The sequence below is a fragment of the Cellulosimicrobium protaetiae genome (genome assembly GCF_009708005.2).
In the GTDB taxonomy this organism is placed as follows: domain Bacteria; phylum Actinomycetota; class Actinomycetes; order Actinomycetales; family Cellulomonadaceae; genus Cellulosimicrobium; species Cellulosimicrobium protaetiae.
The window spans coordinates 769552-794117 of sequence record NZ_CP052757.1 but is presented as its reverse complement, the minus strand read 5'-3'; the positions used below and the strand labels follow the sequence as shown (position 1 = coordinate 794117).

Below are 24566 nucleotides of genomic sequence, written 5' to 3'. Positions count from 1 at the left end.
GACGGGCGGCACGACGACGGGCCGATAGGTCGTCCGGTCACTCCGGTACTCGTCCGACGGTAGCGAGGGCCAGGCTCCCGGGCGAGCGGAGCGCGCCCGGACCGGGCCGACGGGGGTTGTCCCCACCGTCCCGCGGCGGCGTCCCGGGCTCCGCCGCACCGGACGAACCGGTGGGATCGAGACATGACGACCAGCGCTCACCCTCTCCCCGTCGCCTCGCGCTCGCGACGCGTCTCCCCCACGTCGTCCCCCGGCTCGCCCGGCCGACCCCTGCGCGGCGGGCTCGCCACGTTCTGGGCGCTCGCCTTCGGGCTGTCCTGGGTGTCGTGGGGCGCCGCCAGCCTGCTCGGTGGCGACCTCGCCGATCCGCGGGTGTTCGCCCTCTACGCGTTCGCCGGGTTCGGGCCGAGCCTCGCCGCGCTCGTGCTGCGGTGCGCGGGTCGTCGCAGCCCGCGGGCCGCACGCTGGGGCGCGGCCGGGCGGTGGCTCCCGGCCGCGGTCGGGATCGGTGCCGCGCCCGCCGTCCTCACGGCGCTCGTCGTCCCGCTCCTCGGCGGCCCGACGGCGGACCTGTCGGCCGGCGCGGCCGCCGTCGCCGGGTCGGGCGGCCCGCTCCTGTTCGCCCTCGTCTCGCTGTGTGCGGGGCCGCTCTCGGAGGAGTTCGGGTGGCGCGGCTACGCCCAGCCGCGCCTGCGTCGTCGGCTCTCGCCGCTCGCGACGTCGGTCGTGCTCGGCGCGGTGTGGGGGGTCTGGCACCTGCCGCTGTTCGCGCTCACCGGGACCTGGCAGTCGTCGCTCGGCCTCGCGAGCGTCGAGGCGATGCTGTTCCTGCTCGCGATGATCCCGCTGTCCAGCGCGTACTGGCTGGTCAGCGAGCGCCTGCGGGGCGGCGTGCCTGCCGCCGTCGCGCTGCACCTCGTGGGGAACGTCGCGCTGACGGTCCTCGCCGTCACCTCCCCCGTCGCGATGGCGGTGTACGTCGGGGTGATCGTGGTGACGGCGGTGCTGATCCACCTCGTCACGCGCCCGGGCGCGCCCCGACCCTGACCAGCCCGGGGCCCGTCCGCGTCAGGGCTCGACGAGCTCCACGGGGTGCTCGGCGAGCACCTCGCCCGTCTCGGCGTCGAGCACGACGACGGTCGACGGCGGGAGCGCGGACAGGTCCGGGGCCGTCCAGTCGGCGACACCCGTGCAGGTACGGCGGTCGAAGGACTCCAGCACGGTGCCCGTCGTGGTCTCGACGGTGACCGTGGCGGGGTGGTCGAGAATCTGACGCGGCCACCTCTCGACGTCGAGCCACCCCCCGGCGTCGCTCACCGGCGTGCTGTTCCACCAGCCCTCGAGCCCGCCGAGCTCCTCCGGCTCGCCGTCGTCGCCCCGCACCTGGATCGGCGTGCCCTCGAAGCCGACGAAGGTGCACTGCTGCACCCCGTTCGTCTCGACGGGTGCCGACGACGGGGTCTCGGCGGCGACCGCCGGGTCGTCCTCGGGTGCCTCCGCGACGGGTGCGCCGCCGACGGCGTCGCTCGGCTCGGTCCCTGCCGCGCGGCCGGTCAGGGCCGCTGCGACCCCGACACCGAGGACGGCGACGACGAGCGCCCCACCCACGAGCAGGGCTCGCGCACGGGGGCCTCGCCCCGTCCCGGTGTCGTCTCGTCGGGTGCGGTTCTCGTCCTCGGTCGCTGCCTCGTGCATGGTTCCCCCTGTCACCCTGCATGGCCCGCCGCTCCGCGGGTGCCCGCACCCTACCGGCGCGCGGGCGGTGTCAGCGACGCACGCCCCGGGCGCGCAGTGCGTGCGCGACGGCCGCAGCGCGCGTCTCCACGCCGAGCTTGGCGTAGACGTGCGCGAGGTGCGTCTTCACGGTCGCCTCGCTGATGTGGAGCCGGCGGCCGAGCTCGCGGTTCGACAGCCCGTCGGCGAGCAGCGTGAGGAGCTCGGCCTCGCGCGGCGTGAGCGCGGTGCCGGGGTGCTGCATCGAGTGCATGAGCCGCGACGCCACGGGCGGCGAGAGCACGCTGCGCCCGGCGGCCGCTGCCCGGACCGCGGCGAAGATCTCGTGCGGCTGCGCGTCCTTGAGCAGGTACCCGGTCGCACCCGCGTCGATGACGCGCACGATGTCGGCGTCCGTGTCGTACGTGGTGAACACGAGCACGGGGACCCGGGGGTGCGCGGCCCGCAGGCGCCGGGTCGCGTCGATCCCGTCCATGCCGTCGCCGAGCTCGAGGTCCATCATGACGACGTCGGGCGCGGCGCCCTCGACCAGTGCGAGCCCGTCCTCGCCGGACCCCGCCTCGGCGACGACCCGCAGGTCGGGCTGCGACTCCAGGAGCGCGCGCAGCCCGGCGCGCACGACCGGCTGGTCGTCCACGAGCAGGACGGCGACGAGTGCGGCGTCGGTCATCGGGATCCCTCCACGGGGTCGGTCGCCAGGGAGTTCGTCGCGGGTGCGTCGTCGTGGGTCGGGACCTGCGCCGCGACCACGGTCCCCTCGCCGGGCGCGCTCTCCACCGTGACCGTGCCGCCGAGCTGCGCGACCCGGCGGCGCATCGCGCGCAGCCCGTACCCGCCGGTGCTCGACGGCGCGGCGACCGCCTCGGGGTCGAAGCCGACGCCGTCGTCGTACAGGTCGAGCGCGACCGCGCCGGGCAGGTACGTGAGCGTCACGTCGAGGCGGTCCGCGGCGGCGTGCTGCGCGACGTTCGCCGCCGCGCTCTGCGTGACCCGCAGCAGCGCGTGCGCGACCTCGGGCGCGACGGCGCGCGCGTCGCCCCACGTCGTGAGGGACGCTCCCGGCACCTGGCCCTGCGCGGCGGCGAGCAGCGACGCGTGGAACCCGTGCGGGTCGACGCGTGCGGACGCGAGGTCGTGGACGAGGTTGCGCGTGTCTGCGAGGCTCGCGCGCACGGCCACGGCCGCGCGGCGGACGGCGGACCGGGCGTCGTCGGGCGCGGTCTCCCACGTCTGGTCGGCCGCCTCCAGCAGGAGGACACCGCTCGCGAGCCCCTGCGTCACCGTGTCGTGGATCTCGCGTGCGAGGCGCTCGCGCTCGGCCACGACCCCCGCTTCGCGCTCCGACCGCGCGAGGCGGGCCTGCGCGTCCGCGATCTGCTCCTGGAGCCGGACGCGCGCGGCGGCGTCGCGCTCGACCCGGTCGGTCACGAGCGTCAGCAGGACCGCGACGCACGGCGGGCCGACGAGCGCCGCCCAGTCCGTCCCGTCCGAGAGGCGCAGCAGCGCGACCGACGTCACGACCGCGACCTCCCCGACGAGCACGTGCGACCACGGCGGCCGGAACGCGCCGCGGCACACGAAGAACAGCGGGAGCGCGCACCACGCGAAGCTCGGGGCCAGCAGCGCGAGCACGGACCACGTCGCGAGGAGCACGAGCGTCGCCGAGCGCGCCGGGACGGAGCGTGCCGATGCCCGCCGCGACGCCACGAGGAGCGCCCCGTACGCGACGACGGTCACCGCCGCGAGCGCCACCACGAGCTGCCAGCGGTCGTCCGCGCCGTGCCGCACCACGTACCGCGTCGTGGACGTCGCCACGAGCGCGAGGAACGTCGCGTGCACCCCGACGTCGAGCGCCCGCAGGCCTCCGACCCGCGCCTCGGCCGCGCGCGAATCGGCTCGCGCGTCGGCGGTCCCCGCGGGCGCGGTCGGGTCGGTGGGCACCGGACCACGGTAGGTGCGGACCGGGCGCGGCACATCAGCCGATCGGACGAGACGCGCCGCGCCGGACGGGGCAGCGGGCCGGCCCCGAACCGCCGACGCGGACGCACCGGCCCGCCGCGAAGACTGGTCACGACCCCGGACGACCGCGTCCGACCACTCCGAGAAAGGCACCACCATGGCCGCCTCGCGCCTCCGCCCGCTGACCCTCACCGCCGTCGCGCTCGCGACCGCCCTCACGCTCACCGCCTGCACCGCCGGCGCGTCCGGGAGCGACGGCACGGCCGCCGACCAGGCTGAGCAGCCCGGGCAGCCCGACGCCGTCGCGGTCGCCGACGTCACCACCGAGGACGTGGTGCAGGTCGGGCGGCTCTCCGTGGCCGCGGCGCAGGAGGCCGCGGGCGCGGCGCTCGCCGCGTGCCAGGCCGAGGGGCTCGGCTTCGTCAGCGTGGCGGTCGTCGACCGCGCGGGACAGGTCCAGGCGCTCGTGCGCGGCGACGGGGCTGCGGTGCACACGCTCGAGGCCGCGCAGGCCAAGGCGTACACGTCCGCGGCGTTCGGCGCCGCGACGAGCGAGCTCGCGCCGCGCGCGGTGGGCGACGGCGCGACGGTCGCCGACCTGCCGGGCACGCTGTTCCTCCCGGGCGCCGTCCCGGTGAAGATCGACGGCGCCACGATCGCGGGGATCGGCGTCGGCGGGGCTCCCGACGGCATGGCCGACGAGGCGTGCGCCGCCGCGGGCCTCGAGGTGCTCACCGGCCCCGCCGAGGGCTGACGCGCGCCGGGCCGCCCGGGCCGAGGCCGCGGGCGCGTCCCGGCTCAGGTGGTCCGGGTGCGGCCCCAGTGCGCGGAGACGGCGGCGACCTGCTCGTCGAACGCCGCCGTCTCCGCGGGCGTGGGCGCGCGGCGCCACTGCGGCTCGACGACGACGTCCCGCGTCCCGACGACCCAGCGCCACCGCCCGACGACCACGCCGTCGACCGCGAGCCCGTGGATGAACGACCCGAGCCGGTCGCCCAGGTCGACACCCTCCGCGACGACGAGCGCGCGCGTCTCGCCGTAGGACATGAAGAGCTCGTCGTAGCTCTGCAGCAGGTCGACGACCGGGCGGCCCGGGTCGCCGTCGGGCGCGAGGGCGCCCACGAACGGCCCGGGGTCCACCACGCGGGCGTCGGCGTCCGCGAGCCGCCACAGGGTCGCGCCCTCCAGCGTGCCCGCGCCCGGTACCGCCACGACGTCCTCCCCGAGGAGGTCGAGCGCGTGCCGCACGTCGGTGAGCGTGAAGCCCGACCACTGCGCGACGTCCTTGACCGTCGCGTACGCGCGGCCGGCGAGGTAGCGGCGCAGCAGCTCCACGAGGGCGGCGTCCCGGTCGAACCGCTCCCCGAGCGGCCCGTAGCCCGCCGGGACGCGGTCGTCGAACGCGGCGTACGTCTGCTGCTTCCCGTCGAGGGGCCCGCTGACCAGCAGCCGGTCGAGCTCGGCCTGCATGAGCACGTAGCCGAGGGCCATGCCGTCGAGCGGGCGACCCTGGGCGGCGAGCAGCCCCGCGAGCTCGCGGCGCGTCCGGGGCCGCTCAGCCACGGACGCGACGACGAGGTCGACCTCGGCCGCGTGCCCGTCGGTACCCACCTGCCGGTACATCGTGCCGTTGGCCCGGTGCACCCGGGGCGCGCTCAGCTCGAGGAGCCAGCGGACGTCGTCGGACCGGACGAGGTGCCACGTGGGCCGCAGGACGTGGGTGCGCACCATCTCGCCCCGGTCGCACGCGGCGACCGCTCCCGCCGCACCGGGTCGCGCCTCGGGCCGCAGCCGCCGCGTGAGGCCCCACAGCGACGGGTGGAACTCCTGCCCCTGCACGGCGAGCAGGTGCCCGACGGCGGTCGGCACGTCGGGCAGGTCGGGCGACCGCAGGCGGTGCGCGGCGAGGCGCGCCGCGAGGACGTGACGCTCGTCGACCGCCCGCTCGTCCATCCCTACCGCCCGGCCCCCGAGGTCACGACGCCACCAGGTCCTCGGCGACGACGTCGGTGCCCGTCACCGCGACGCGCACCCCGCCCTCGACGACGGCCACGGAGTCGAGCGCGACGCCGTCGGGCAGGTCGAGCGGGACCCGCAGGTCGGACAGCGCGCCCGCGATCCCCGACGGCAGGTCCTCGACCGACACCGTCCCGAGGCCCGTGCGGACCGCCACGACGTCCACCGCGAGCTCGGCCGGCCCGGAGACGCGCGGGGTCACGTCGACCGTGATCGTCGCACCCAGCAGGTCGAACGCCAGCGACAGGACGCCCCCGGACGCCGTCAGCCCCACGTCGAGGCCGCTCTGCTCGGCGACGACCTGCTGCAGGGAGTCGGCGGCGATCACCCCCGACGCCGTCCCGGACGCGATGCGGTGGGGCTCCGACGTGCTCACACCGTCGGCCTCGACCTGCAGGTCGGAGATCGCGTAGCCGCCGAACGAGGCGGAGTCCGCCGAGCCCGTGACGTGCGTGAGCTCGCCGCGCGCGAGCTGCGTGAGGAACGGGAACCCCGTGATGTCGAGCTGCGCCCCGGTGACGTCGTCCGCCTGCTCCTCGAACGCCGTCACGGCGCCGCGCTCCGCAGCGCCGACCGCGACCCGGTCCGCGACGACGACGACCGCCACGATCGCCAGGAGCGTCACGAGCAGGCCCACCAGTCGCTTCATGCGCCCCACCCTAGGTCCGCCGGGCCGGATCGTGCTGTCGTTCTCCTGCTCGCGGCGACGGCACGGTCGTGCTCGACCCGGGGTGTCGTCGTCCTCGGTCGACGTAGATTGCTTCGCATGACCTCACCCCGGCACCCGTACCGCATCGGCGTCCAGCTCCAGCCGCAGCACGCCGACTACGCCCAGGTCCGCGACGCCGTGCTGCGCGCGGAGGACCTCGGCGTCGACGTCGTCTTCAACTGGGACCACTTCTTCCCGCTCACCGGCGACCCGGACGGCAAGCACTTCGAGTGCTGGACCATGCTCGGCGCGTGGGCCGAGCAGACCGAGCGCGTCGAGATCGGCGCCCTCGTGACGTGCAACAGCTACCGCAACCCCGACCTCCTGGCCGACATGGCGCGGACGGTGGACCACATCAGCGGCGGGCGGCTGATCCTCGGGATCGGGGCGGGCTGGTTCGAGAAGGACTACGACCGGTTCGGCTACGAGTTCGGCACCGCCGGCGGGCGCATCGCCGACCTCGCCGCGGCCCTGCCCCGGATCAAGGCCCGCTGGGCGGAGTCGAGCCCCGCGCCGACGCGTGACATCCCCGTCCTGATCGGTGGCGGCGGGGAGCGCAAGACCCTGCGCGTCGTGGCCGAGCACGCCGACGTGTGGCACTCGTTCGGCGACGCCGGGACGCTCGCGCGCAAGAGCGCGATCCTCGACGAGCACGGCGAGGCCGTCGGTCGCGACACCGCCGCGCTCGTCGAGCGGTCGGTCGGCGTTTCGCGGCCGCCGGCGGAGTCGTCGGACGCGCTCGTCGCCGCCGGCGCGACGCTGTTCACCGTCGGCACGAGCGGTCCCGACTACGACCTCTCGCTCGTGCGCGAGTGGGTCGCCTGGCGCGACGCGCAGGGCTGACCCCAGGGAGCGACGCCGCGATCCCCGTCGAGACGGCGGGTGGCCCGGGCCGCCCGCCGTCTCAGCATCCGATCGCGTACGGCGTCCGGGAACATGCGGTGCCCCGCCCGGGGTTGCGCCTGTCATGGCCTCCACTCCCCCCGCGACCCCGGCGCCGACCGCGCCCGTCGCCGCCCCGCCGGGCGCCGGCTCCACGAGCCCCGCCGCTCCCGCCCGACCCGGGCGCGTCAGCGCGGGGCTCGTCCTCCTGCTCTCCGCGCTCACCGCGATCGGTCCGCTGACGATCGACCTCTACCTCTCCGCCTTCCCGCGCATCGTCGACGAGCTCGGCACGACCGAGTCCCGCGTCCAGCTCACGCTCACCGCGACGCTCGCCGGGCTCGCGATCGGCCAGCTCCTCATCGGGTCGGTCTCCGACGCGATCGGCCGACGTACGCCGCTGCTGGTCTCGCTCGCGGTGTACGTCGCCGCGTCCGCGGGCATCGTGTTCGCCGGGTCGGTGGCCGCGCTCACCGGCCTGCGGTTCGTCCAGGGCCTCGCCGCGGCCGCCGGCATGGTGCTCTCCATGGCGATCGTGCGCGACTCGTTCGAGGGCTTCCAGATCGGCAAGGTCATCGCGCGCCTCATGCTCGTCGTGGGCGTCGCGCCGATCCTCGCGCCGACCATCGGCGCCCAGTTCCTGCGGCTCGGGTCGTGGCGCGGCATGTTCGTCGCGCTCGCCGTGGTCGGCGCGGTGCTGTTCGTGCTCGTGCTGCTGCGCCTGCGCGAGACGCTGCCCGCGGAACGGCGCCGCTCCGGCGGGACCGCCGCCGCCCTCCGCTCCTACGGCTCGCTGCTGGGCGACTGGTCGTTCATCGGGCTCGCGCTCATCGCGGGCTTCTACATGGCCGCGATGTTCACGTACATCTCCGCGTCGACGTTCGTGTTCCAGGACTTCTTCGGCATGTCCGCGCAGCAGTACGCGATCGTGTTCGGCGTCGGCGCGGTGTCCGTGACGGCGGGCAGCCAGATCAACGGCGCGCTCGTGGGCCGCGTGGCGCCCGAGCGCATCCTGCAGGGCGCGGTCGCCGCGGGCTTCGTGCTGTCAGGCGGGCTGCTCGTCGCGGCGCTGGCCGGCGGCGGTCTCGCGTGGCTCGTCCCGCTCATCGTCCTCACGCTCGGCACCGCGGGCTTCGTCATGCCGTCCGTGCCGGCCATCGCGCTCGAGCGCAACGCGCACCGCGCCGGGAGCGCGGCGGCGCTCATCGGGGCGTTCCAGTTCGGCGTCGGCGCGGTCGTCGCGCCGGTCACCGGCCTGCTCGGCGGGTCGCCGCCCGTGACGATGGCCGCGGTGATGTTCGGCGTCGTCGTCGTCGCGGGGGCGGTCCTGCTCGGCCTGCGGCACACGTTCGGCGCACCCGTCCCGGACGACGCGGCGGACGCCCTCACCGCGGGCGCCGCCGACCAGCCCGGTCACGCGGGCGCCGTCGACGTCCCCGACGACGCCGCGGCGCTCGCCGAGGCGACGGTGCTCACGGACCGCGGCGCCTGACCGGCCGGGCTCCCCGCCGAGCACGACCGCGCGGAGAATGGGCGGGTGACGCCCGACGACCCCGACTATCCGCTCGCGGCGCGCACCGCGCCGACGCTCGCGGCGCTCGACGCTCGCCTTGTCGAGTGCCGCGCGTGCCCGCGGCTCGTCGCGTGGCGTGAGCACGTCGCCGACGTGAAACGTGCGTCGTTCCGCGACGACGACTACTGGGCCCGCCCCGTCCCCGGGTTCGGCGACGAGCGCGCAGGCATCCTCGTCGTCGGGCTCGCGCCCGCCGCGCACGGGGCCAACCGCACCGGCCGCATGTTCACGGGCGACCGCAGCGGCGACTTCCTCTTCGCGTCCGTGCACCGCACGGGCCTGGCCAACCAGGCGACGTCCGTGTCCGCCGACGACGGACTGCTCCTCACCGGGATCCGCGTCACCGCCCCGGTGCGGTGCGCCCCGCCCGACAACAAGCCGACGCCCGAGGAGCGGCACCGCTGCGGGCCGTACCTCGCGCGCGAGGTCGAGCTGCTCGGGGACACCGTGCGCGTCGCCGTCGTCCTCGGCGGGTTCGGGTGGCAGGCGCTCCTGTCCACGCTCGCCGAGCAGGGCTGGGACGTCCCGCGGCCCCGGCCTCGGTTCGCGCACGGCGCGGAGGTGACGCTGCTCCGTGCGGCTCCCCCTCCGGCGGGCGGTGCCGCGACCGGAGGGCCCGGGCGCGAGCCGGCCGACGGCGGGCACGCGGCCCCGGAGCAGACCCTCACGCTCCTGGGGTGCTTCCACGTGAGCCAGCAGAACACCTTCACCGGGCGGCTCACGCCGCAGATGCTCGACGACGTGCTCCTGCGGGCGCGCGACCTCGCCGGGCTCGGCGCAGGCTGACGCTCCTGCCGGCGCCTACCGGGCTGCGGTCGTCGGGGACTGGCGTCGCGGGGCGTCGGCCCAGCGACGGCGCTCCGCCACGCGCGGCAGGGCGCGGCCCACGAGCCGGATCTGCTCCCGGCGCGCGATGACCTCCATGCGCCGCAGCTCTCGCTCGAGCGGGGACGATGCTGCTGACATTGCTGCTCTCCTTCGACGGCACCGGGCGACGGTCCCGGCGTTGACGCTCGACGACCGCGGTCGGTCGTCGCCCTGCCCCCGTAGGAGGGACGGCCGCGGTCCCGGTTCGTGACATCCGTCGCGGAGCACGTCGGTGAGCGCGGTGGTCGCGCGGCGGTGGAGCGGCGCGGCGCCGGTCCGCTACCCCGTCGGGAGCGCGGACTCCTCGTACTGCTCGACGAACTCGCCCGTCGGCGGGATGGGCGTGATGACGTCGATCAGGACGCCGTTCGGGTCCGCGGTGATGAAGTGGCGCTGCCCGAACGCCTCGTCGCGCAACGAGCGCAGGATCGGCAGGCCCGCCGCGACGAAGCGCGCGTGGACGGCGTCGACGTCCTCGACCTCGAGGTTGAGCAGGAGCCCCCCGGCCCTCCCCCGCCCGCTCTCGGGGATGGTCTCGTGGTCGCCGTCCAGCACGGCGAGGTTCACGTCCTCGTCGTCCGCGGACTGCAGGTGCACGTACCAGTCGCTCGTGAAGAGCGGCCGGAGGTCGAGGTGCTCGACGTAGAACGCCGTCGTCCCCGCGACGTCGCCGGTCATGATCACCGGGTACCAGCTCGTGATGCGCACGGTCTTCTCCTCCTGGTCCGGGGCCGGCGGTCACCGACCACTAACAAACAGACTGCATGTTTCCTAGAATGACCTACAGTCTGTCGGTATGCAAGAGCCTCGTCGCACCAATGCCGACCGCACGCGCGCCACCCGGACCGCGCTCGTCACCGCCGCGCGCGACCTGTTCGTCGACGCGGGGTACGCCGCGACGTCGACGCCGCAGATCGCCGCGGCCGCGCACGTCACGCGCGGCGCGCTCTACCACCACTACGCGGACAAGCGGGACCTGTTCCGGGCCGTCGTCGAGGCCGAGGCGGAGGCCGTCGCCCGCGAGATCGAGGAGCGGACCGAGCCGCACCGCACCGCACCCGCAGCCGCGGCCGCAGCCGGATCTCCTGCGGTGTCGGGCGAGCCCGACGCGCGCGCGATGCTCGTCGAGGGCGCGCGCGCCTACCTCGACGCCATGGCGGTGCCCGGCCGGACACGGCTGCTGCTCGTCGACGCCCCGGCCGTGCTCGGCGCCACCGAGGCCGACGCGCTCGACGCACGGCACGCCCGTCGCACGCTGCGCGCCGGTCTCGGAGCGGCGCTCGACACCGCTCGCGGCGCGCGGGACGACCTGCCGGCGGCGGGGCGCGTCGACGACGACGTCGCGCACGACGACCGTCTCGACGCGCTCACGCTCCTGCTCTCGGCCGTGTTCGACCGGGCCGCGCTCGCGCTCGACGGCGGGGCCCCGCCGCACGCCGTGCGTGCGGCCGTCACCGAGCTCGTGGACCGGGTGTGCGCGCCGCTCCCCCCGCGATGACGCCCGCCCGCGTGCGCCCGCACCCCTGGCGAGGCCGGGCGCGCCGGTACCCGGCGCGTGCCGCCGTCGTCACGCGCGCACGGTGAGCGTGCTCCCGCCCCCGGGCGCGCGCCGAACCTCGATCCGCTCCGCGACGGCCTGCTTGAGGGCCTCGACGTGGGACACGACGCCGACGACGCGCCCACCCGCCCGGAGCCGACCGAGGGCCGTGAGCACGGCGTCGAGCGTCTCGGGGTCGAGGCTGCCGAAACCCTCGTCGACGAAGAGCGTCCCGAGCTCGACGCCGCCCGCCTCCGCCGTGACGACGTCCGCGAGCCCGAGGGCCAGGCACAGCGACACGTAGAACGTCTCGCCGCCGGACAGCGTGCGCGGGTCGCGCTCGCGCTCGGTGACGTGGTCGAGGACCTTCATCGCGAGACCGCGCTTGTGCGCGCGCACGTCCTCGCGCGTCGCGCTGCGCACGAGCTCGTACCGGCCCGACGACATCTCCGCGAGGCGCTCGTTCGCCGCCGCGACGACGTCCTCGAACCGCTGGACGAGGACGTACGTGGCGAGCGTGAGGGCGTGCTCGTTGTCGCCGGAGCCGGACGCCAGCGCCGCCATGCGGGCGACCGGGCCCGCTGCCTCTCGCGCCCCGGCCCACTCGTCGACGGCCGTGCCGATCCCCTCCGCCGCGACGTCCGCCGCCTGCGCCTGCCGGGCGACGAGCTCGTGCCGGCGGGCCGCGGACCGCGCCGACGCCTCCGCCGCGGCGACCGCGGCCCGCGCCGCGGCGACGTCGGGGCGCGCGTCCTCGGGAAGGTCCGCGAGGGCGGGGTCGGCGAGCCCCGCCGTGGTGGTGGCGCCCGCGGCCTCGTGCTCGGCGACGCGCCGCGAGAGCGTGAGGCGGTCCTGCTCGTCGAGGACCGCGTCCAGCGCCTCGGCGGCGTCCGTGAACCCGGACCGGTCGACGAGCGCACCGAGCTCGGCCGCACGCTCGTCGACCGCGCTCCTCGACGTGGCGAGGGCGGCGCCCGCGTCGGCGAGCGCGTCGATCGTGCGGACCCGCTCCTCGAGCGCGGCGACGAGGACGGCGACCGGGTTGCGCGGGCCGCCCTCGCCCGCGAGCGGGTCGGGCAGGTCGACCCGCTCCACGAGCGGGCCGGCGGCAGCCAGCTCCGCGCGGATCTCGGCCCGGTCGGCGTCGAGCGCCGCCTCGAGCTCCCCGAGCCGCGCCGTCGTCCCGGCGATCGTCTCCGCGAGCGCGGCGGCGCGCTCCTGGAGCGCGCCCGTCGCGGCGTCGAGGGCGTCGAGCTCGCGCTCGGCGTCCGCACGCTCGTGGGCCGCCGCCCGCGCACCCGCGACCGACGCGTCGACGGCGGCGACCTGCGCCACGGCCTCGTCCGGCGTCAGACCCTCGGCGTCCCGGCGACGCGCGGTCAGCCGCTCGGCGAGCACCTCGACGCGCGCCGAGGCGTCGTGCAGCGCGCGCTCTGCCTCGGCGCGGCGACGTTCCGCGTCCTCGACGTCCTCCGCGGTGGGGTGGCCGTCCGCGAGCGGCGCCGGCGCCGGGTGGTCCGTGCCACCGCACACCGGGCACGGCGACGACGCCGTGAGCCCCGCCGCGAGCTCGCCCGCGAGCCCCGCGATGCGCGCCGCCCGGACGCGCGCCTCGTGCTCGACGGCGTCCCGGGCGAGCGCCGCGGCCCGCGCCCGCTCGGCACGCGCCGTCTCCTCCTCGCCGGCGAGGGCGTCGGCCTGTCGCGCCGCCCGCTCGACCGCGCGGGCACGGAGCGCCCGCTCCTGGAGCGCCCCGAGCGTCCCTGCGGTCTCGGCCAGCGCCGCCAGCCGCGTGCGCAGCGCCTCGCGGTGCGCCGGCCGCGCGGCGAGCTCGTCGAGGACGCGCCCTCGCTCCTCGCTCGCCTGCGCGACGTCCTTGCGACCGTCGGCCACCTCCCGCTCGCGGACCGGGAGCGACGCCCCGACCGGGAGCAGCCGCGTCGCGCGCACCGCGGCCGTCGCGACGCCGGCACGCAGCGCCTCGAGCGTCGTCGCGTCGGCGTCGGCGAGGTCCGCAGGCGCTCCCGTCCGGGCGAGCACGAGCCGCTCCTGCGCCGCGGCGACGCCCTGCTGCGCGCGAGCGAGGCCCTGCGCGGCGGGCGCGACGACGGCGGCACGGGTCGCGGCGTCGACGCGTCGCCGGTCGGCGGCGACCTGCGGCTCCTCCTCGGCGAGGCGGGCCGCCTCGGCGCGCAGCCGCGCACGCCTCGTCACGGCGTCCGCCAGCTCGCGCTCGGACTCGAGGTGGTCCTGCGCCGCGACGAGGGTCGCGTTCGCCGCCACCTCACGCTCCGCCAGGACGTCCGCCTCGGTGGCGAGCCGCCCGACGTGCGCCACCGCGAGCGCGTGGACCCCCGCCGACGCGGACGAGCCGTCGCCGCTCGCCGGTCCGGCGGCCTCGTCGGCCCGGCGCAGCAGCGCGTCGTCCTGCGCGGCCTCGCGCAGCCGCCGCGCGTCGTCGGGAACGAGCCCCGCCGCCCCGGCGAACCGCTCGACCGCGCCGCGGACGCCCTGCCGCGCTGCGTCCGACCGTGCGCGCGCCGTGCGCGCCAGCTCGGCCAGCCGCACCGCCGCGCGGTGGTAGAGCTCGGTGCCGAACACCTTCTGGAGCAGCACGGCCCGGTCCTCGGGCTTGGCGCGCAGGAACGTCGCGAACTCGCCCTGCGGCAGCACGACGGTCTGCACGAGCTGGCGACGGTCGAGACCCACGATCCGGCGGATCTCGTCCCCGGCCTCGTCGAGCCGCGCCGAGAGCAGCTCGCCCGGAGGGCCGTCGACCCCGGCGACGGCCTCCGCGGAGGGCACCTCCGCCAGTCGCCAGAGCCGGACCGAGGCCTGCTGGGTCGTCGTGCCGGTGCCGCGCTTCTTGGGACGGCGGTACTCGGGCGTGCGGCGCACGCGGTAGACACCCGAGGGGACCTCCAGCACGAGGTCGACGAACGACTCGACCTCGGGGGCCGCGAACGCCGAGCGGAGACGGTCGTCGCTCGCGGCGTCGGAGGCGACCTTGCCGTACAGCGCGAAGACGATCGCGTCGATGACCGTGGACTTGCCCGCGCCGGTCGGCCCGTCGAGCAGGAAGATCCCCGACGCGCCGAGGGACGCGAGGTCGACGTGGTGGAGGCCCGCGAACGGCCCGATCGCCTGGAAGGTCAGCGAGTGCAGGTGCATCAGGCGCTCCGCTCCTCCGCGAGCGCGAGCTCGAACGCCTCGCGCAGCACGGCGACCTCCGCGTCGCTCGGCGCCTGCCCGGACACGTCCCGGACGAAGTCCCGCGCGACGTCGAGCGGGTCGCGCCCCGGCCCGACGGCGGTCACGACCTCCCGCTCGGCGGGTCGCGGCGGCCGGTGGGTCACCTGGAGCGCGTGGGGGAAGCGCGCCCGGACGCGCCCGTAGAGCTCGGCCGGGCGCACGACGTCGGTCACGACGACCCGGAGCCAGTCGTCGACGTGCGGCTCGCCCGCCGCCCCGAGGAGGTCGTCGAGCGTCCCCGTGACCTCGGCGAGCCGCCGCGGCACGGGCGCGGGAACGAGCTCGACCGCCGCGTCCGGGTCCGCGCCGAGCCGGTCGAGATCGACGAGCGCCGTGGACTTGCGCTGGTGCAGCTCCGAGAAGGAGAAGGCGAGCGGGGAGCCGGAGTAGCGCGCGACCGTCTTCGTCCCGCTGCCGTGACCTGCGGTTTCACGTGAAACATCGGGCACAGGGACGCGCTGCGGCCCGTGCAGGTGCCCGAGCGCGACGTAGTCGACCCCCCAGCCCCCGAACGTGGCGGCGGGCACGGCATCGACCCCGCCCACACGGATGTCGCGCTCGGACTCCGAGGCGAGGCCGCCGACGACGAACGCGTGCCCCACGACGACCGCGCGGGCGGCCGGGTCCTGCGCGCGGCGGCGCGCGAGGTCGGCCCCGACGCGCCGCATCGCGGCACCCATGACCGCCTCGTGCGACCTGGCGAGCGGCGCCCGCCGGCCGCCCGTGGCCTGCTCCGCGCCCCGGTCCGCCCGCGGGTGACCAGCGTCGTCGGCGAGCACGTGGCGCGCCGTGTCCGGGTCGAGGTACGGCAGGGCGTAGACGAGCAGCGGCGCGCCGCCCTCGTCCACGCTGCTCCCCCCTGACGCGAGCACGACCGGCTCCCCGACGTCGGACAGCCGCGCGCGCAGGTGCACGCCCGGCCGCATCACGCGGTCCCCGAACCCGAGCCGGACCGCGGAGTCGTGGTTCCCCGGCGTGACGACGACGTGCGCGCGCTCCGCGAGGCGCGTCAGCGAGTCGGACAGCAGCGAGACTGCGTCGACCGGTGGGATCGCGCGGTCGTACACGTCGCCCGCGACCACGACGGCGTCGACGGACTCGGTGCGGGTCAGCTCGACGAGGTGGTCGAGGTGCGCGGCCTGGTGCTCCAGCAGGTCGACCCCGTGCAGCGTGCGCCCGAGGTGCCAGTCGGACGTGTGCAGGATGCGCATGATCGCACCGTACCGACCGCGACCCACAGGCCGGAGGACCGACGGCGGTGCGGTCCGACCCGCGGCGCGACGCGTCGACCCGCACCCGTCCCCCGGTAGGGTGCGAGCCGCACGGCGCCCGCACGGGCGCCCCACCGACGGAGGAACCATGGACAGGCGCACCCTCGACCTCGCGGTACCGATCGTGTACGGGGCGCTCCTGGCGTGCTCCGCGCTGTGGTTCAAGGACGCGCTCGTGCCGGTCGCCGTCGTCGGCGCCATGCTCAACGCCCTCTACTGGGCGGCGCTGCGCCAGAAGCTCCCGGCGCAGAACCCCCCGCACGGCACCGGTGCACCTGCCGCGCAGGACGCACCCGACCGCCGCGACGACCCGCCCTACGGGTCGGCCTGAGTCAGACCGCGCCGACGACCTCGATCGGGCCCGTCGACGCGCCGCTGCGTTCGACGGGGATGCGCCCGCCCATGCCGATCATGTCGAGCAGCTCGACGATGCTGGGCGACGGGTCGCGGAGCACGACGTCCCGACCGTCCTCCTCGCCGAGCATGTAGAGCTGGATGATGAACGCGATGCCCGAGGAGTCGATGAAGGTCACGTCGGCGACGTCGACCACGACACGACCTCGCGTGTCGAGCACGTACGACATCGCCTCGCTCGCGCGGTCGCGCAGCGCCGCGTCGATCTCCCCCCACATCGTCACGACCACGCCGCCGTCCGCCGGGGCGTAGACGATCCCGCTCGTCCGGTCGATCGCGCTGCCTGTGTCCACGGTTCCCGCTCACCGTCTCTCTCGAGTCGTCCTGCGTGCTGTCGGCCGCCCCTCCGGACGAACGTCCGGCGATGACGGCCTGTTCCCCGCGCGCCCCCGCGAGGCTCCGTACGGGTCGCGTGCGCCGCCGTCGGGTGACGGGGCGCACCGGGCGACCGTGACCGGAGCAGAAAGAGTCTGCACCCGACGCGCGACGCACACCACCCCCCGCGAGGGTCGCGCGCGACCTTCCTCCGAACCCACACAAACCTCGGGCAGGTTCCGGCCCGGACGGGCCGCGTGCGCTACAGCGGGTCGGTGACGTCCGCGACCTGGGCGCCGAGCGCCCCGACGAGAGCCTGGCCGTCCACCGTCGCGGCGACACCGTGCGCGCCACCGCCGATCGAGACGAGGCGTGCCGCCGCGTCGGGCTCGGCGCCCTGCTCGCCCGCGTCGCCCGCGACGCCGTCACCCTCCCCCGGCCCGGCGACGACCCGTGCGTCCGCGACCACCGGCCACGCGTGCGTCGAGCCGAACGGCGTGATGGTGCCGCGCTCGTAGCCCGTGACGTCGCGCGCCACGTCCTTGTCCGGCATCGACAGGCGCGAGACGCCGAGGAGCGCGCGCAGCTTGGGCCAGGAGATCTGGCGGTCGCCCGGGACGAGCACGAACAGGTAGTCGTCCTCGCCGCGCCGCACGACGATCGTCTTGAGGACCTGCGACGGGTCCACACCACGGGCCGCGGCGGCCTCCTCGAGCGACCCCACCCGGCCGTGCCGCGTGACGGTGTAGTCGATGCCCGACGCCTCCAGCGCCGCCAGGGCGCGCTCGCTGCTCATGGGACCCGACCCTAGCCGCCGGGTCCGACGCCCACCGCCGCGCACCCCGGGAGCCCGGGGTCAGACGTCGTCGAACTCCGTGACGACCGTGCGCCAGTACTCGGCGCCGTCACGCGTGCGGTGCACGAGACCGCCGTCGACCATCGCGCGCCGCAGCGACACCGGGTCCGCGGCACGGGCCGCGAGCCGCTTGGTCAACGTGAGCTCGGTGACAGGCTCCTCCAGGGGCAGCACCTGCGCCGCCAGGTACCGCACGACGAGCTCGCGGTCGCGCAACCGCTTGGGCGAGCGCAGCAGGCGACCGTCGACGAGGAACCGCTCGGGGCCGGTCGGCCGGGGTGTGGGAACCGTCGCGAGCAGCGCGGCGAACCGCTCGGGCGCGGCGCGCAGGAACCCCGTCTCGTCCCGCACGACCACACCCGACGCGAGGAGCGGCGCGAGCCGCCGCCGCTCGTCCGTCGAGAGCACGGCCTCGGCGGGTCTCTCCGTCACGACGCGCGCGAGCACCTCGAGCCGGCCCGCGTCCGCGAGCGACGCGACGACCTGCTTCCACGCGTTGTCCGGTGCCGCGGCACCGGTCTGCTCGACGTCCACCCACCGACCCTACGCACCGCGCGGTGAACAGGACCAGCGAGCTGTCAGCGCCCCACGGGTCCGGGCGCGTGGGCGCTGACAGGTGCAGGGCTCACGCGAGGTGCACGACGTCGCCCGTCCAGCGCTGCCGCAGCCACCGGTCGTGCGACGCGACGACGACGGCGCCCGGCCACTCCTCGACGGCCTCCATGAGCTCCCCGGCGAGCGTGAGCGACACGTGGTTCGTCGGCTCGTCGAGGAGCAGCACGTCCGGCGCCTGCGTCACGAGCATGGCGAGCACGACGCGCCGCCGCTGACCCACGGACAGCTCCGCGAGCGGGCGCCCGAGGTCGCGCGGGGCGAGGAGCCCGTGCGCGTCCACCGCGGCCTCGCGAGCTCCCGCCCGGTCCGCGGGGTCCCAGCCCTGCGCGAGGGCGAGGAGCTCGCGCGGGGTGCGGTCGTCGTCGTGCAGGTGGACGTCCTGCTCCAGCAGGCCGACGCGCGCCCCGCGCGCCCGCCCGACCGTGCCCGCGTCGGGTGCGAGGTCGCCCGCGAGGACGTGCAGCAGGGTCGACTTCCCGGCGCCGTTGGCGCCCGTGACGAGCAGTCGCGTGCCGCGCGCGACCTCGATCGAGGGCACGCCCGACGCCGCCATGTCGAGCCGATCCGGGCGCTCGCCCGGCGCGACCCCCTCGCCCGGGCCTGCGGGTCGGCGCACGACGACGCCCCGCGCCCAGGCGACGACGTCGCCCCCACCAGGGGTCACGACGCCACTGCCGCTCGGCGGGGCGAAGCGCAGCGGCGGCGGAGGCTTGCGCACCTGGTCGCGCTCCAGGGTGTCGAGCCGCTGCTGCGCGTTGCGCACGCGCCGCGACACCTGGCTCTGGACGCGCTCGCCCTTGAAGTCGTAGAGGATCTTCGCCTGGTTGCCGCGCTCGCGGTCCTTCGAGACGTCGCGCGCGGTGACCGCGACGGACCGGCGCAGCTCGACGAGCTCCGCCTGCTCGGCCTCGAACCGCTGCTCCCAGCGCTCGCGCTCGACGCGCTTCGCCTCCAGGTAGTCGCTGTACGTGCCGCCGTACAGGGTGGCCGCGCCCCCGCCGCCGCGCGGGCTCCCGGTCGCGGCGCCCCGCAGCGGCTCGGCGACCGGGTCGAGGTCGAGGATCTCGGTGCACACCTCGTCGAGGAAGACCCGGTCGTGGCTCGCGAGCACGACCGCTCCCGGGAGCGCGCGCAGCGCCCCGGCGAGGAACTCGGCGGCGCCGTCGTCGAGGTGGTTCGTCGGCTCGTCGAGCAGCAGCGCGCCCGGCTGGCGCACGAGCAGCGCGGCGAGCCCGAGGCGCGTGCGCTGCCCGCCCGACAGCGACCCGACCTCGCGACCGGCGACGCCGTCGACGTCGAGCCCCAGCCCGGCGAGCGTGCGCGCGGCCCTTGCGTCGGCGTCCCACACGTCCGCGAGCTCGGCCCGGTCGAGGGCGCGCGCGTACGCCTCGTCGGCCCCCGCGGCGGGTTCGGCGCCGTCCGGGCCCGCGAGGGCGAGCGCGGCCTCCTCGAGCTCGCGCTCGATCGCCCGGACGCGCGCCAGCGCGTCGTCGACGACGGTGCGGACCGTCGTCGACGGCGGGTAGGGGAACTCCTGGTGCAGGAACCCGAGGTCGGCGGGCCGGGCCACGGCCCCGTCGTCGGGCGCGAGCGTGCCCGCGAGCACGCGCAGCAGGGTGGACTTGCCGACGCCGTTCTCGCCGACGAGGCCCGTGCGGTGGCCGGGGTCGACGGCGAGGTCGACGCCCCGCAGCACGGGGCGGCCTGCGAAGGACACGCGGACGTCGGACGCACGCAGGACAGGGGTGGAACGGGCCATGGGTGATCACCTACCAGGGTGCCCGGGCGGCACGCACGCGCGCCGGGTACGGCGCGGGGGCCACGACGACGGGCTCGACGGGACGGAGCGGTCGGGGCAGGTGAGGATCACATCGTCGACGAGGCTACGCCGCCGCCACGTCCGAGGTACACCTCTTTTCGCGGAGCCGTCGCTGCGTCCGGTTCTGGTGGACCCGGACCGGGACCGCAGAGCGACGACGGACCGTCAGGGTGCGGTCTGCTCGGTCGCGGGGTCGGTCGGCTCGGGCGCGACCGTGGCCGTGGGCTCAGGCGTCGGCTCGGTCGGGGTGGGGTTCGGCGTGGGCTCAGGGTCGACCGGTGGCTCGGGGTCCACCGGGGGCTCGGGGTCGGCGGGCCCGGAGGAGACGACGATCGTCACCGTGCTCCCCGGCGCGACCTGGGTGCCGGAGCCGGGGTTGACCGCGAGCACGGTGCCCGCCGCGGCGGCGTCCTCCTTGGTCGTCACGCCGACCTTGAGCCCGGCCTTCGCGAGCGCGGCCTCGACCTCGGCCTGCGACCGGCCGACGAGCCCGGCCGGCACGGCGACCGTCGTGGGCTCGGTCGGTTCCGTGGGCTCCGTCGGCGTCGTCGGCTCGGTGGGCGTGGTGGGTTCGGTCGGCTTCGGGGGCTCGGTCGGCGTGGGCTGCGGCGCCGGGGCCGGCGTCCCCGGGGTCGAGGGTTTCTGCGGGGACGACGGCGCCGTGCCCTCGGACGGCGTGTAGCGCGTCGGCATCTTGCCCGCGGCGAAGAACTCGAAGTGCCACGGCTCGGGCTTGGACCCGTTCGGCCGCGCCCACGCGGGGTTGTCCCAGCCGTAGTCCGGGCCGTGCATGCGGAGCCACACGTACTCGCGCGACGTCCCCGACGGGACGTTGCCGCCGATGTCGATCGCGAGACCCCAGCCGTGCTGGGACGTCCCCGGCACCGCCGCGAGGTACGGCTTGATGGCCTTGAGCCGCACCTGGTCGTCGTAGGGGCGGTATGCGTCGGTGATCTTGAGCGCGTACCCGAACTCCTTCTGGAACTCGGCGGCCAGTGCCTCGAGCTGCTCCGCCGCGTCGCAGCGCAGCGTCTTGCCGGGCGCGAAGTCGAGCGCGCACAGCGCCTCGGGCGGGATGCGCCCGTTCTGGTACTGCGCGGTCGAGCCGGCGTACTTCGCGACGACCTCGGCGAGGCGCTCCGCGAGCGTCGTCCCCGCGAGCGCGGTCGCACCGGCCGCCGGGACGACGCCGACCGGGGAGAAGTCCGTGCCGAGCAGGTCGGCGAGGTGCGTCGCCGAGACGACGACGTCCTCGAGCGTCACGTCGCCGTGGGCGTGGTCGTCGTCCTCGGCGTGCTCGCCGTCACCGCTGTCACCCGACGGGTCGTCCAGGTCCCCCTGCGTCCCACCGAGCTCGCCCGGCGCGACGCCGTCGGGGGCCGGGACGGCGTCCTCGGGCAGCGTGCGGTCTCCCGCGGAGCCCCCGGTGGTGCCGGGCGCCGTCGGTCCTGTCCGAGCGTCGCCCGACGGCGACGGGCTCGGCGCCCCGCTCGGGCTCGGGGACGCACCGGGCTCGGCGCTCGGGCCGGGGGACGGCACCGTGCGCACGGCGGACGTGCGCACCGCGTCCGCGTCTCCCGCGGCGTCCACGGACGCGGGCTGCTGCGCGCGGCGCTCGGGGCCTGTCGTCCCCTGCTCGTCCGCGCCGGGACGGTCCGTGTCGTCGAGGTCCGTGCCCGGGTCGAGCGGCTCGGGGAGCTCAGGAACCTCGGTGTCGTCGAGCGACCCGTCGAGGTCGAGCCCGCCGTCGGGGACGACCTGGACGGGCACGCGGCGTGCGGCGTCCTGCTGGGCGAGGTACGTGGCGAGGAGCATGCCGAGCTCCGCGCGCGCCTGCTCCACGGGTGCGGTGACCTGGCCGTCCTCGAGCGCGTTCGCCGTGGCGAGGACCTCGATCGCCCCGTCGAGCTGCTGGTCCTCGTCGAGACCGGCACCGAGCGTGCTCGACAGCGACGAGACCTGCGTCGCGGTCGCACCCTCCGCGGAGAAGAACGACGCGCCCGGTCGGGGTTCGACGCTCCCCGCGAGCGCGGCCGCCAGCGTGATCGCGAGCGCGGAGGAGATGAGGACGTGGGAGACGGTGCGCGCCCGTCGCACGAAGGTCGGCGACGGCCCGGGTGCGGGCGCTGCGGGCTCAGGCGTCTCGGGCACGTCGTCCGTCGCGCCCTCGTGCTCAGCCGTGGTGCTCACCGCTCACTCCCGTGCTTCGTGCCCTGCCACGGACCTGCGGTCCCGCACGCCGTTCAGCGCGTCGTCGCGCCCGACGTCACGGCTGCGCACGCCCACCGGTCGGTGTGCTGCACGCCACAGTGCCCTCGTCCGCCTACCGTACACCGCCTCCACGAGGCTCTCACCCCCGTCTCATGTTCGCGAGGGAGAATGGCGCCATGAGTTCACCGACACGTCACCGCAGGTCAACGTCCCGCGCACTCGTCCTCGGCTCCGTGCTCGCCGCGACCGTCGCGCTCGGCGGCTGCGCGGAGGACGGGTCCGTGAGCGTGCCCGAATTCACCCTCACGGGCGACCAGGTGCAGCAGTTCCTCGACGACGCCCGCACCCAGGCGGAGTCCATCGGCGACGACGTCCGGTCGATCACGGACGACCTGGGCTCCCTCCCGGACGACGCGCGCACGCGCGCCGAGGACGCCGTCACCGGCGCGCAGGAGGCCGCCGACGAGGCCCGCGCAGCCGCGGACGAGCTCGCCGCCGCGACCGACGAGACGCGTGCGGACGCCGAGCAGCGGCTCGCGGACGCGGAGACGGCGCTGGAGGACGCGTCGGCCGACCTGGAGGCGGTGGGCGAGTCGCTCTCCGGCGCCGACGCCGCCGTCCGGGACGCGATCGAGGGCCTGCGCACGCAGGTCGACGCCCTCCGGGCGGACCTGGAGGGCTCGACCGGCTCCTGACGTCGTGACCACCGCCCGGCCGTCGCCGGGTCGCCGTCAGGGGCCGCCGCGGCGCACCGGGGACCTAGGTCCCCGGGCCCGGCGACCTTTGCCCGACGTCCACCCTTCCTTCACAGGGTTCTCTTGATGTCAGGAGCCCGACCGCACCGGCCGGGTCGACGAGAGGGGACAGTGATGAAGGGGACGATCGAGCGGAACGCCAACGCGCCGCTCCCCACGGTCGAAGGCCACGAGCCGGAGACCCTCAGCCTCGCCGCACGGGCAAGCCGACCTGCACAGGTCGTCCTCGGCGTGCTGCGGATCGCGCTCGGGTTCTACTTCCTGTGGGCCTTCCTCGACAAGACGTTCGGTCTCGGGTTCTCCACCCCGTCGGAGCGCGCCTGGATCAACGGCGGCAGCCCCACGACCGGCTACCTGTCGGGGGTCGAGGGCCCCTTCGCCGGGTTCTTCAACGGCATGGCCGGCGCCGCCTGGGCCGACGTGCTGTTCATGCTCGGCCTCCTCGGCATCGGGCTCGCGCTGATCCTCGGGATCGGCATGCGCGTCGCGGCCGTCAGCGGCACGGCGCTCCTGCTGTTCATGTACCTCGCGTCGCTGCCCATGACGACGAACCCGATCCTCGACGACCACCTCACGATGGCCCTGACGATCATCGCCCTCGCGCTCATCGGCGCCGGCGACGTCCTGGGTCTCGGCAGGACGTGGAAGAAGCTCCCGCTGGTCCAGCGCCTCCCCTGGCTGGTCTGACGGTTCCGACCGCCCGCCGTGTGCGGCGGGCCGACGGGGCGACCGGTACCGCGCGACGATTCTGAGGCCGTCGCTGCAGGGAGTCGCTCCCGGGGGAAGAGGGACGTGCGGGCGGTGGGGAGACCACCCGCACGTCCCGCCCCTCGCGCCCGGCAGGGCGACCGACGCTCGACGGAGCAGGTCGCCCGCCGGGCGCCTTTCTCGTCTCGGGCGGTCGCGAGGAGGGCGGGCCACCGTCCGTGCTCGCCGCGCGTCAGCCGAACCGGGCGAGCAGCTCCGCCGCCTGCGGGTCGCCCTGGCCGGCGGACTCGCGCCACAGCGCCATCGCCTCCGCGACCCGTCCGGCGCGCAGCCGCAGGACGCCGAGGCTCGTGCGCGCGGTCGGCTCGCCCGCGAGCGCGGCCTGCTCCAGCAGGTCCTCCGCGGCGAGGGCGCGACCAGCGCGGACGTAGAGGTCCGCGAGCGCCACCACGACCCGCGCCTCTCCCGCCTCGGCCCAGCCCTCCAGGAGGGCCACGGCCTCGTCGGCCGTGAGCGCGCCGCCGCGCACGAGCTCGACGGCCGCCTCCCAGCTCTCGCCCGAGGCCGTCGCGAGGAGGCCGTCGGCGGCGTCGCGCTCCCCCAGGTCGGCCAGCACCTGCGCGAGCCTCACGGAGGCTCCCTCGACCTCCAGCGCCTGCTCGTACCACCGCCGGGCGGCGTGCAGGTCGCCCCGCTCGGTCGCGACCTGCGCGGCCATGAACGCCCCGAGCACGTCGCCCGCGAGACCGGCGAGCTCGAAGCAGCGGAAGGCCTCGGCGGCGTCTCCCGCCTCGTGGTGCGCGACGCCCAGCCGGTACACCGCCCCGGGGACCCCGTGCTCGACCGCCGCCTCGTAGAACGGCACCGCGGCGGCGGGACTGCCGAGGGCGCGCAGGTCGTCGGCGATGGCGACGAGCTCGGCGGGGTCGTCGGGGTGCAGGTGCCCGACGGCGGCGCGCAGGTCTGCGAGCGCGGTCGCCGCGGCGGGGCCCGTGCCCTGGTCGGTGGTCGGCATGCGGCACCGTGTCCCTTCGGCCCCCTGCGTCGGCGGCCTCGGTCGGCTCGCGCCGGGC

Annotated in this window: 24 protein-coding genes; 9 read left to right on the top strand and 15 right to left on the bottom strand. The window is 76.4% G+C overall.

What is annotated here, in order from left to right:
- The first annotated feature begins 183 nt into the window (after positions 1 to 183).
- A complete protein-coding gene (locus FIC82_RS03480) occupies positions 184 to 1047 on the top strand; it encodes a CPBP family intramembrane glutamic endopeptidase (protein ID WP_154799788.1) in 864 nt (287 codons plus the stop codon).
- A gap of 21 nt (positions 1048 to 1068) precedes the next feature.
- On the opposite strand, the gene FIC82_RS03475 is transcribed toward FIC82_RS03480, so the two are convergent.
- The 3 genes from FIC82_RS03475 to FIC82_RS03465 all read right to left on the bottom strand — a co-directional run bounded on the left by FIC82_RS03475 (position 1069) and on the right by FIC82_RS03465 (position 3675).
- Positions 1069 to 1695 carry a hypothetical protein gene (locus FIC82_RS03475; protein WP_154797574.1) on the bottom strand — a complete coding sequence of 209 codons (627 nt, stop codon included), beginning with the start codon at positions 1693 to 1695 and terminating at the stop codon, positions 1069 to 1071.
- 70 nt (positions 1696 to 1765) lie between these two features.
- Entirely contained in the window at positions 1766 to 2404 is a 639-nt protein-coding gene (locus FIC82_RS03470; RefSeq protein ID WP_154797573.1) for a response regulator, read from the bottom strand.
- Positions 2401 to 3675 (bottom strand): sensor histidine kinase, encoded by a 1275-nt coding sequence (locus FIC82_RS03465; protein ID WP_253691395.1) that lies wholly within the window; start codon positions 3673 to 3675, stop codon positions 2401 to 2403. Before FIC82_RS03465 ends, FIC82_RS03470 begins: the two co-directional genes overlap by 4 nt.
- Before the next feature lie 175 nt (positions 3676 to 3850).
- On the opposite strand from FIC82_RS03465, the gene FIC82_RS03460 reads away from it, so the two are divergent.
- The gene (locus FIC82_RS03460) at positions 3851 to 4447 is read left to right on the top strand and encodes a GlcG/HbpS family heme-binding protein (protein WP_154797571.1); all 597 of its coding nucleotides are present in this window, start codon (positions 3851 to 3853) and stop codon (positions 4445 to 4447) included.
- A 44-nt stretch (positions 4448 to 4491) separates the two neighbouring features.
- Here the strand turns inward: FIC82_RS03460 and FIC82_RS03455 are convergent, their stop codons facing one another.
- Together FIC82_RS03455 and FIC82_RS03450 are read right to left on the bottom strand one after the other, a co-directional pair.
- Positions 4492 to 5646: a DNA glycosylase AlkZ-like family protein gene (locus FIC82_RS03455; protein ID WP_154797570.1), complete on the bottom strand. Its 1155-nt coding sequence runs from the start codon at positions 5644 to 5646 to the stop codon at positions 4492 to 4494.
- Positions 5647 to 5668: 22 nt separating this feature from the next.
- The gene (locus FIC82_RS03450) at positions 5669 to 6358 is read right to left on the bottom strand and encodes an LmeA family phospholipid-binding protein (protein ID WP_154797569.1); all 690 of its coding nucleotides are present in this window, start codon (positions 6356 to 6358) and stop codon (positions 5669 to 5671) included.
- 117 nt (positions 6359 to 6475) lie between these two features.
- Here FIC82_RS03450 and FIC82_RS03445 point away from each other — a divergent pair, with 117 nt between their 5' ends.
- The 3 genes from FIC82_RS03445 (at position 6476) to FIC82_RS03435 (ending at position 9659) form a co-directional block, all read left to right on the top strand.
- Complete coding sequence (locus FIC82_RS03445) at positions 6476 to 7261, top strand: LLM class F420-dependent oxidoreductase (protein ID WP_154797568.1); 786 nt, start codon at positions 6476 to 6478, stop codon at positions 7259 to 7261.
- A gap of 124 nt (positions 7262 to 7385) precedes the next feature.
- A complete protein-coding gene (locus FIC82_RS03440) occupies positions 7386 to 8792 on the top strand; it encodes a multidrug effflux MFS transporter (RefSeq protein ID WP_154797567.1) in 1407 nt (468 codons plus the stop codon).
- Positions 8793 to 8837: 45 nt separating this feature from the next.
- On the top strand, positions 8838 to 9659 hold the full coding sequence (locus FIC82_RS03435; protein WP_168731452.1) for a uracil-DNA glycosylase: 822 nt from the start codon (positions 8838 to 8840) through the stop codon (positions 9657 to 9659).
- 15 nt (positions 9660 to 9674) lie between these two features.
- Here FIC82_RS03435 and FIC82_RS03430 read toward each other — a convergent pair whose 3' ends face one another.
- The gene (locus tag FIC82_RS03430; RefSeq protein WP_154797566.1) at positions 9675 to 9839 is read right to left on the bottom strand and encodes a hypothetical protein; all 165 of its coding nucleotides are present in this window, start codon (positions 9837 to 9839) and stop codon (positions 9675 to 9677) included.
- Between the two features lie 180 nt (positions 9840 to 10019).
- Positions 10020 to 10448 carry a VOC family protein gene (locus FIC82_RS03425; RefSeq protein WP_168731451.1) on the bottom strand — a complete coding sequence of 143 codons (429 nt, stop codon included), beginning with the start codon at positions 10446 to 10448 and terminating at the stop codon, positions 10020 to 10022.
- An 88-nt stretch (positions 10449 to 10536) separates the two neighbouring features.
- On the opposite strand from FIC82_RS03425, the gene FIC82_RS03420 reads away from it, so the two are divergent.
- Entirely contained in the window at positions 10537 to 11238 is a 702-nt protein-coding gene (locus tag FIC82_RS03420; RefSeq protein ID WP_154797565.1) for a helix-turn-helix domain-containing protein, read from the top strand.
- Positions 11239 to 11307: 69 nt separating this feature from the next.
- Here FIC82_RS03420 and FIC82_RS03415 read toward each other — a convergent pair whose 3' ends face one another.
- Positions 11308 to 14448 carry an AAA family ATPase gene (locus FIC82_RS03415; protein ID WP_154797564.1) on the bottom strand — a complete coding sequence of 1047 codons (3141 nt, stop codon included), beginning with the start codon at positions 14446 to 14448 and terminating at the stop codon, positions 11308 to 11310.
- Positions 14448 to 15740, bottom strand: coding sequence for an exonuclease SbcCD subunit D (locus FIC82_RS03410; protein ID WP_154797563.1), 1293 nt, complete (start codon positions 15738 to 15740; stop codon positions 14448 to 14450). The genes FIC82_RS03415 and FIC82_RS03410 overlap by 1 nt, the downstream gene beginning before the upstream one ends.
- A 148-nt stretch (positions 15741 to 15888) precedes the next feature.
- On the opposite strand from FIC82_RS03410, the gene FIC82_RS03405 reads away from it, so the two are divergent.
- Positions 15889 to 16131 carry a hypothetical protein gene (locus tag FIC82_RS03405; RefSeq protein ID WP_154797562.1) on the top strand — a complete coding sequence of 81 codons (243 nt, stop codon included), beginning with the start codon at positions 15889 to 15891 and terminating at the stop codon, positions 16129 to 16131.
- Between the two features lies 1 nt (position 16132).
- Here FIC82_RS03405 and FIC82_RS03400 read toward each other — a convergent pair whose 3' ends face one another.
- The 5 genes from FIC82_RS03400 to FIC82_RS03380 form a co-directional block, all read right to left on the bottom strand.
- Positions 16133 to 16507, bottom strand: coding sequence for an STAS domain-containing protein (locus FIC82_RS03400; RefSeq protein WP_253691393.1), 375 nt, complete (start codon positions 16505 to 16507; stop codon positions 16133 to 16135).
- Positions 16508 to 16791: 284 nt separating this feature from the next.
- Complete coding sequence (locus tag FIC82_RS03395) at positions 16792 to 17325, bottom strand: aminoacyl-tRNA deacylase (RefSeq protein ID WP_154797561.1); 534 nt, start codon at positions 17323 to 17325, stop codon at positions 16792 to 16794.
- A gap of 60 nt (positions 17326 to 17385) precedes the next feature.
- The gene (locus FIC82_RS20990) at positions 17386 to 17919 is read right to left on the bottom strand and encodes a DUF2087 domain-containing protein (protein ID WP_253691391.1); all 534 of its coding nucleotides are present in this window, start codon (positions 17917 to 17919) and stop codon (positions 17386 to 17388) included.
- A gap of 91 nt (positions 17920 to 18010) precedes the next feature.
- Complete coding sequence (locus FIC82_RS03385) at positions 18011 to 19759, bottom strand: ABC-F family ATP-binding cassette domain-containing protein (RefSeq protein WP_154797560.1); 1749 nt, start codon at positions 19757 to 19759, stop codon at positions 18011 to 18013.
- A 225-nt stretch (positions 19760 to 19984) separates the two neighbouring features.
- On the bottom strand, positions 19985 to 22009 hold the full coding sequence (locus FIC82_RS03380) for a PASTA domain-containing protein (protein ID WP_154797559.1): 2025 nt from the start codon (positions 22007 to 22009) through the stop codon (positions 19985 to 19987).
- Positions 22010 to 22206: 197 nt separating this feature from the next.
- Here FIC82_RS03380 and FIC82_RS03375 point away from each other — a divergent pair, with 197 nt between their 5' ends.
- Both FIC82_RS03375 and FIC82_RS03370 read left to right on the top strand, forming a co-directional pair.
- On the top strand, positions 22207 to 22725 hold the full coding sequence (locus tag FIC82_RS03375) for a hypothetical protein (RefSeq protein WP_154797558.1): 519 nt from the start codon (positions 22207 to 22209) through the stop codon (positions 22723 to 22725).
- 174 nt (positions 22726 to 22899) lie between these two features.
- Positions 22900 to 23472, top strand: coding sequence for a hypothetical protein (locus FIC82_RS03370; protein ID WP_154797557.1), 573 nt, complete (start codon positions 22900 to 22902; stop codon positions 23470 to 23472).
- A 253-nt stretch (positions 23473 to 23725) separates the two neighbouring features.
- Here the strand turns inward: FIC82_RS03370 and FIC82_RS03365 are convergent, their stop codons facing one another.
- Complete coding sequence (locus tag FIC82_RS03365) at positions 23726 to 24508, bottom strand: tetratricopeptide repeat protein (RefSeq protein WP_154797556.1); 783 nt, start codon at positions 24506 to 24508, stop codon at positions 23726 to 23728.
- Positions 24509 to 24566: the final 58 nt, after the last annotated feature.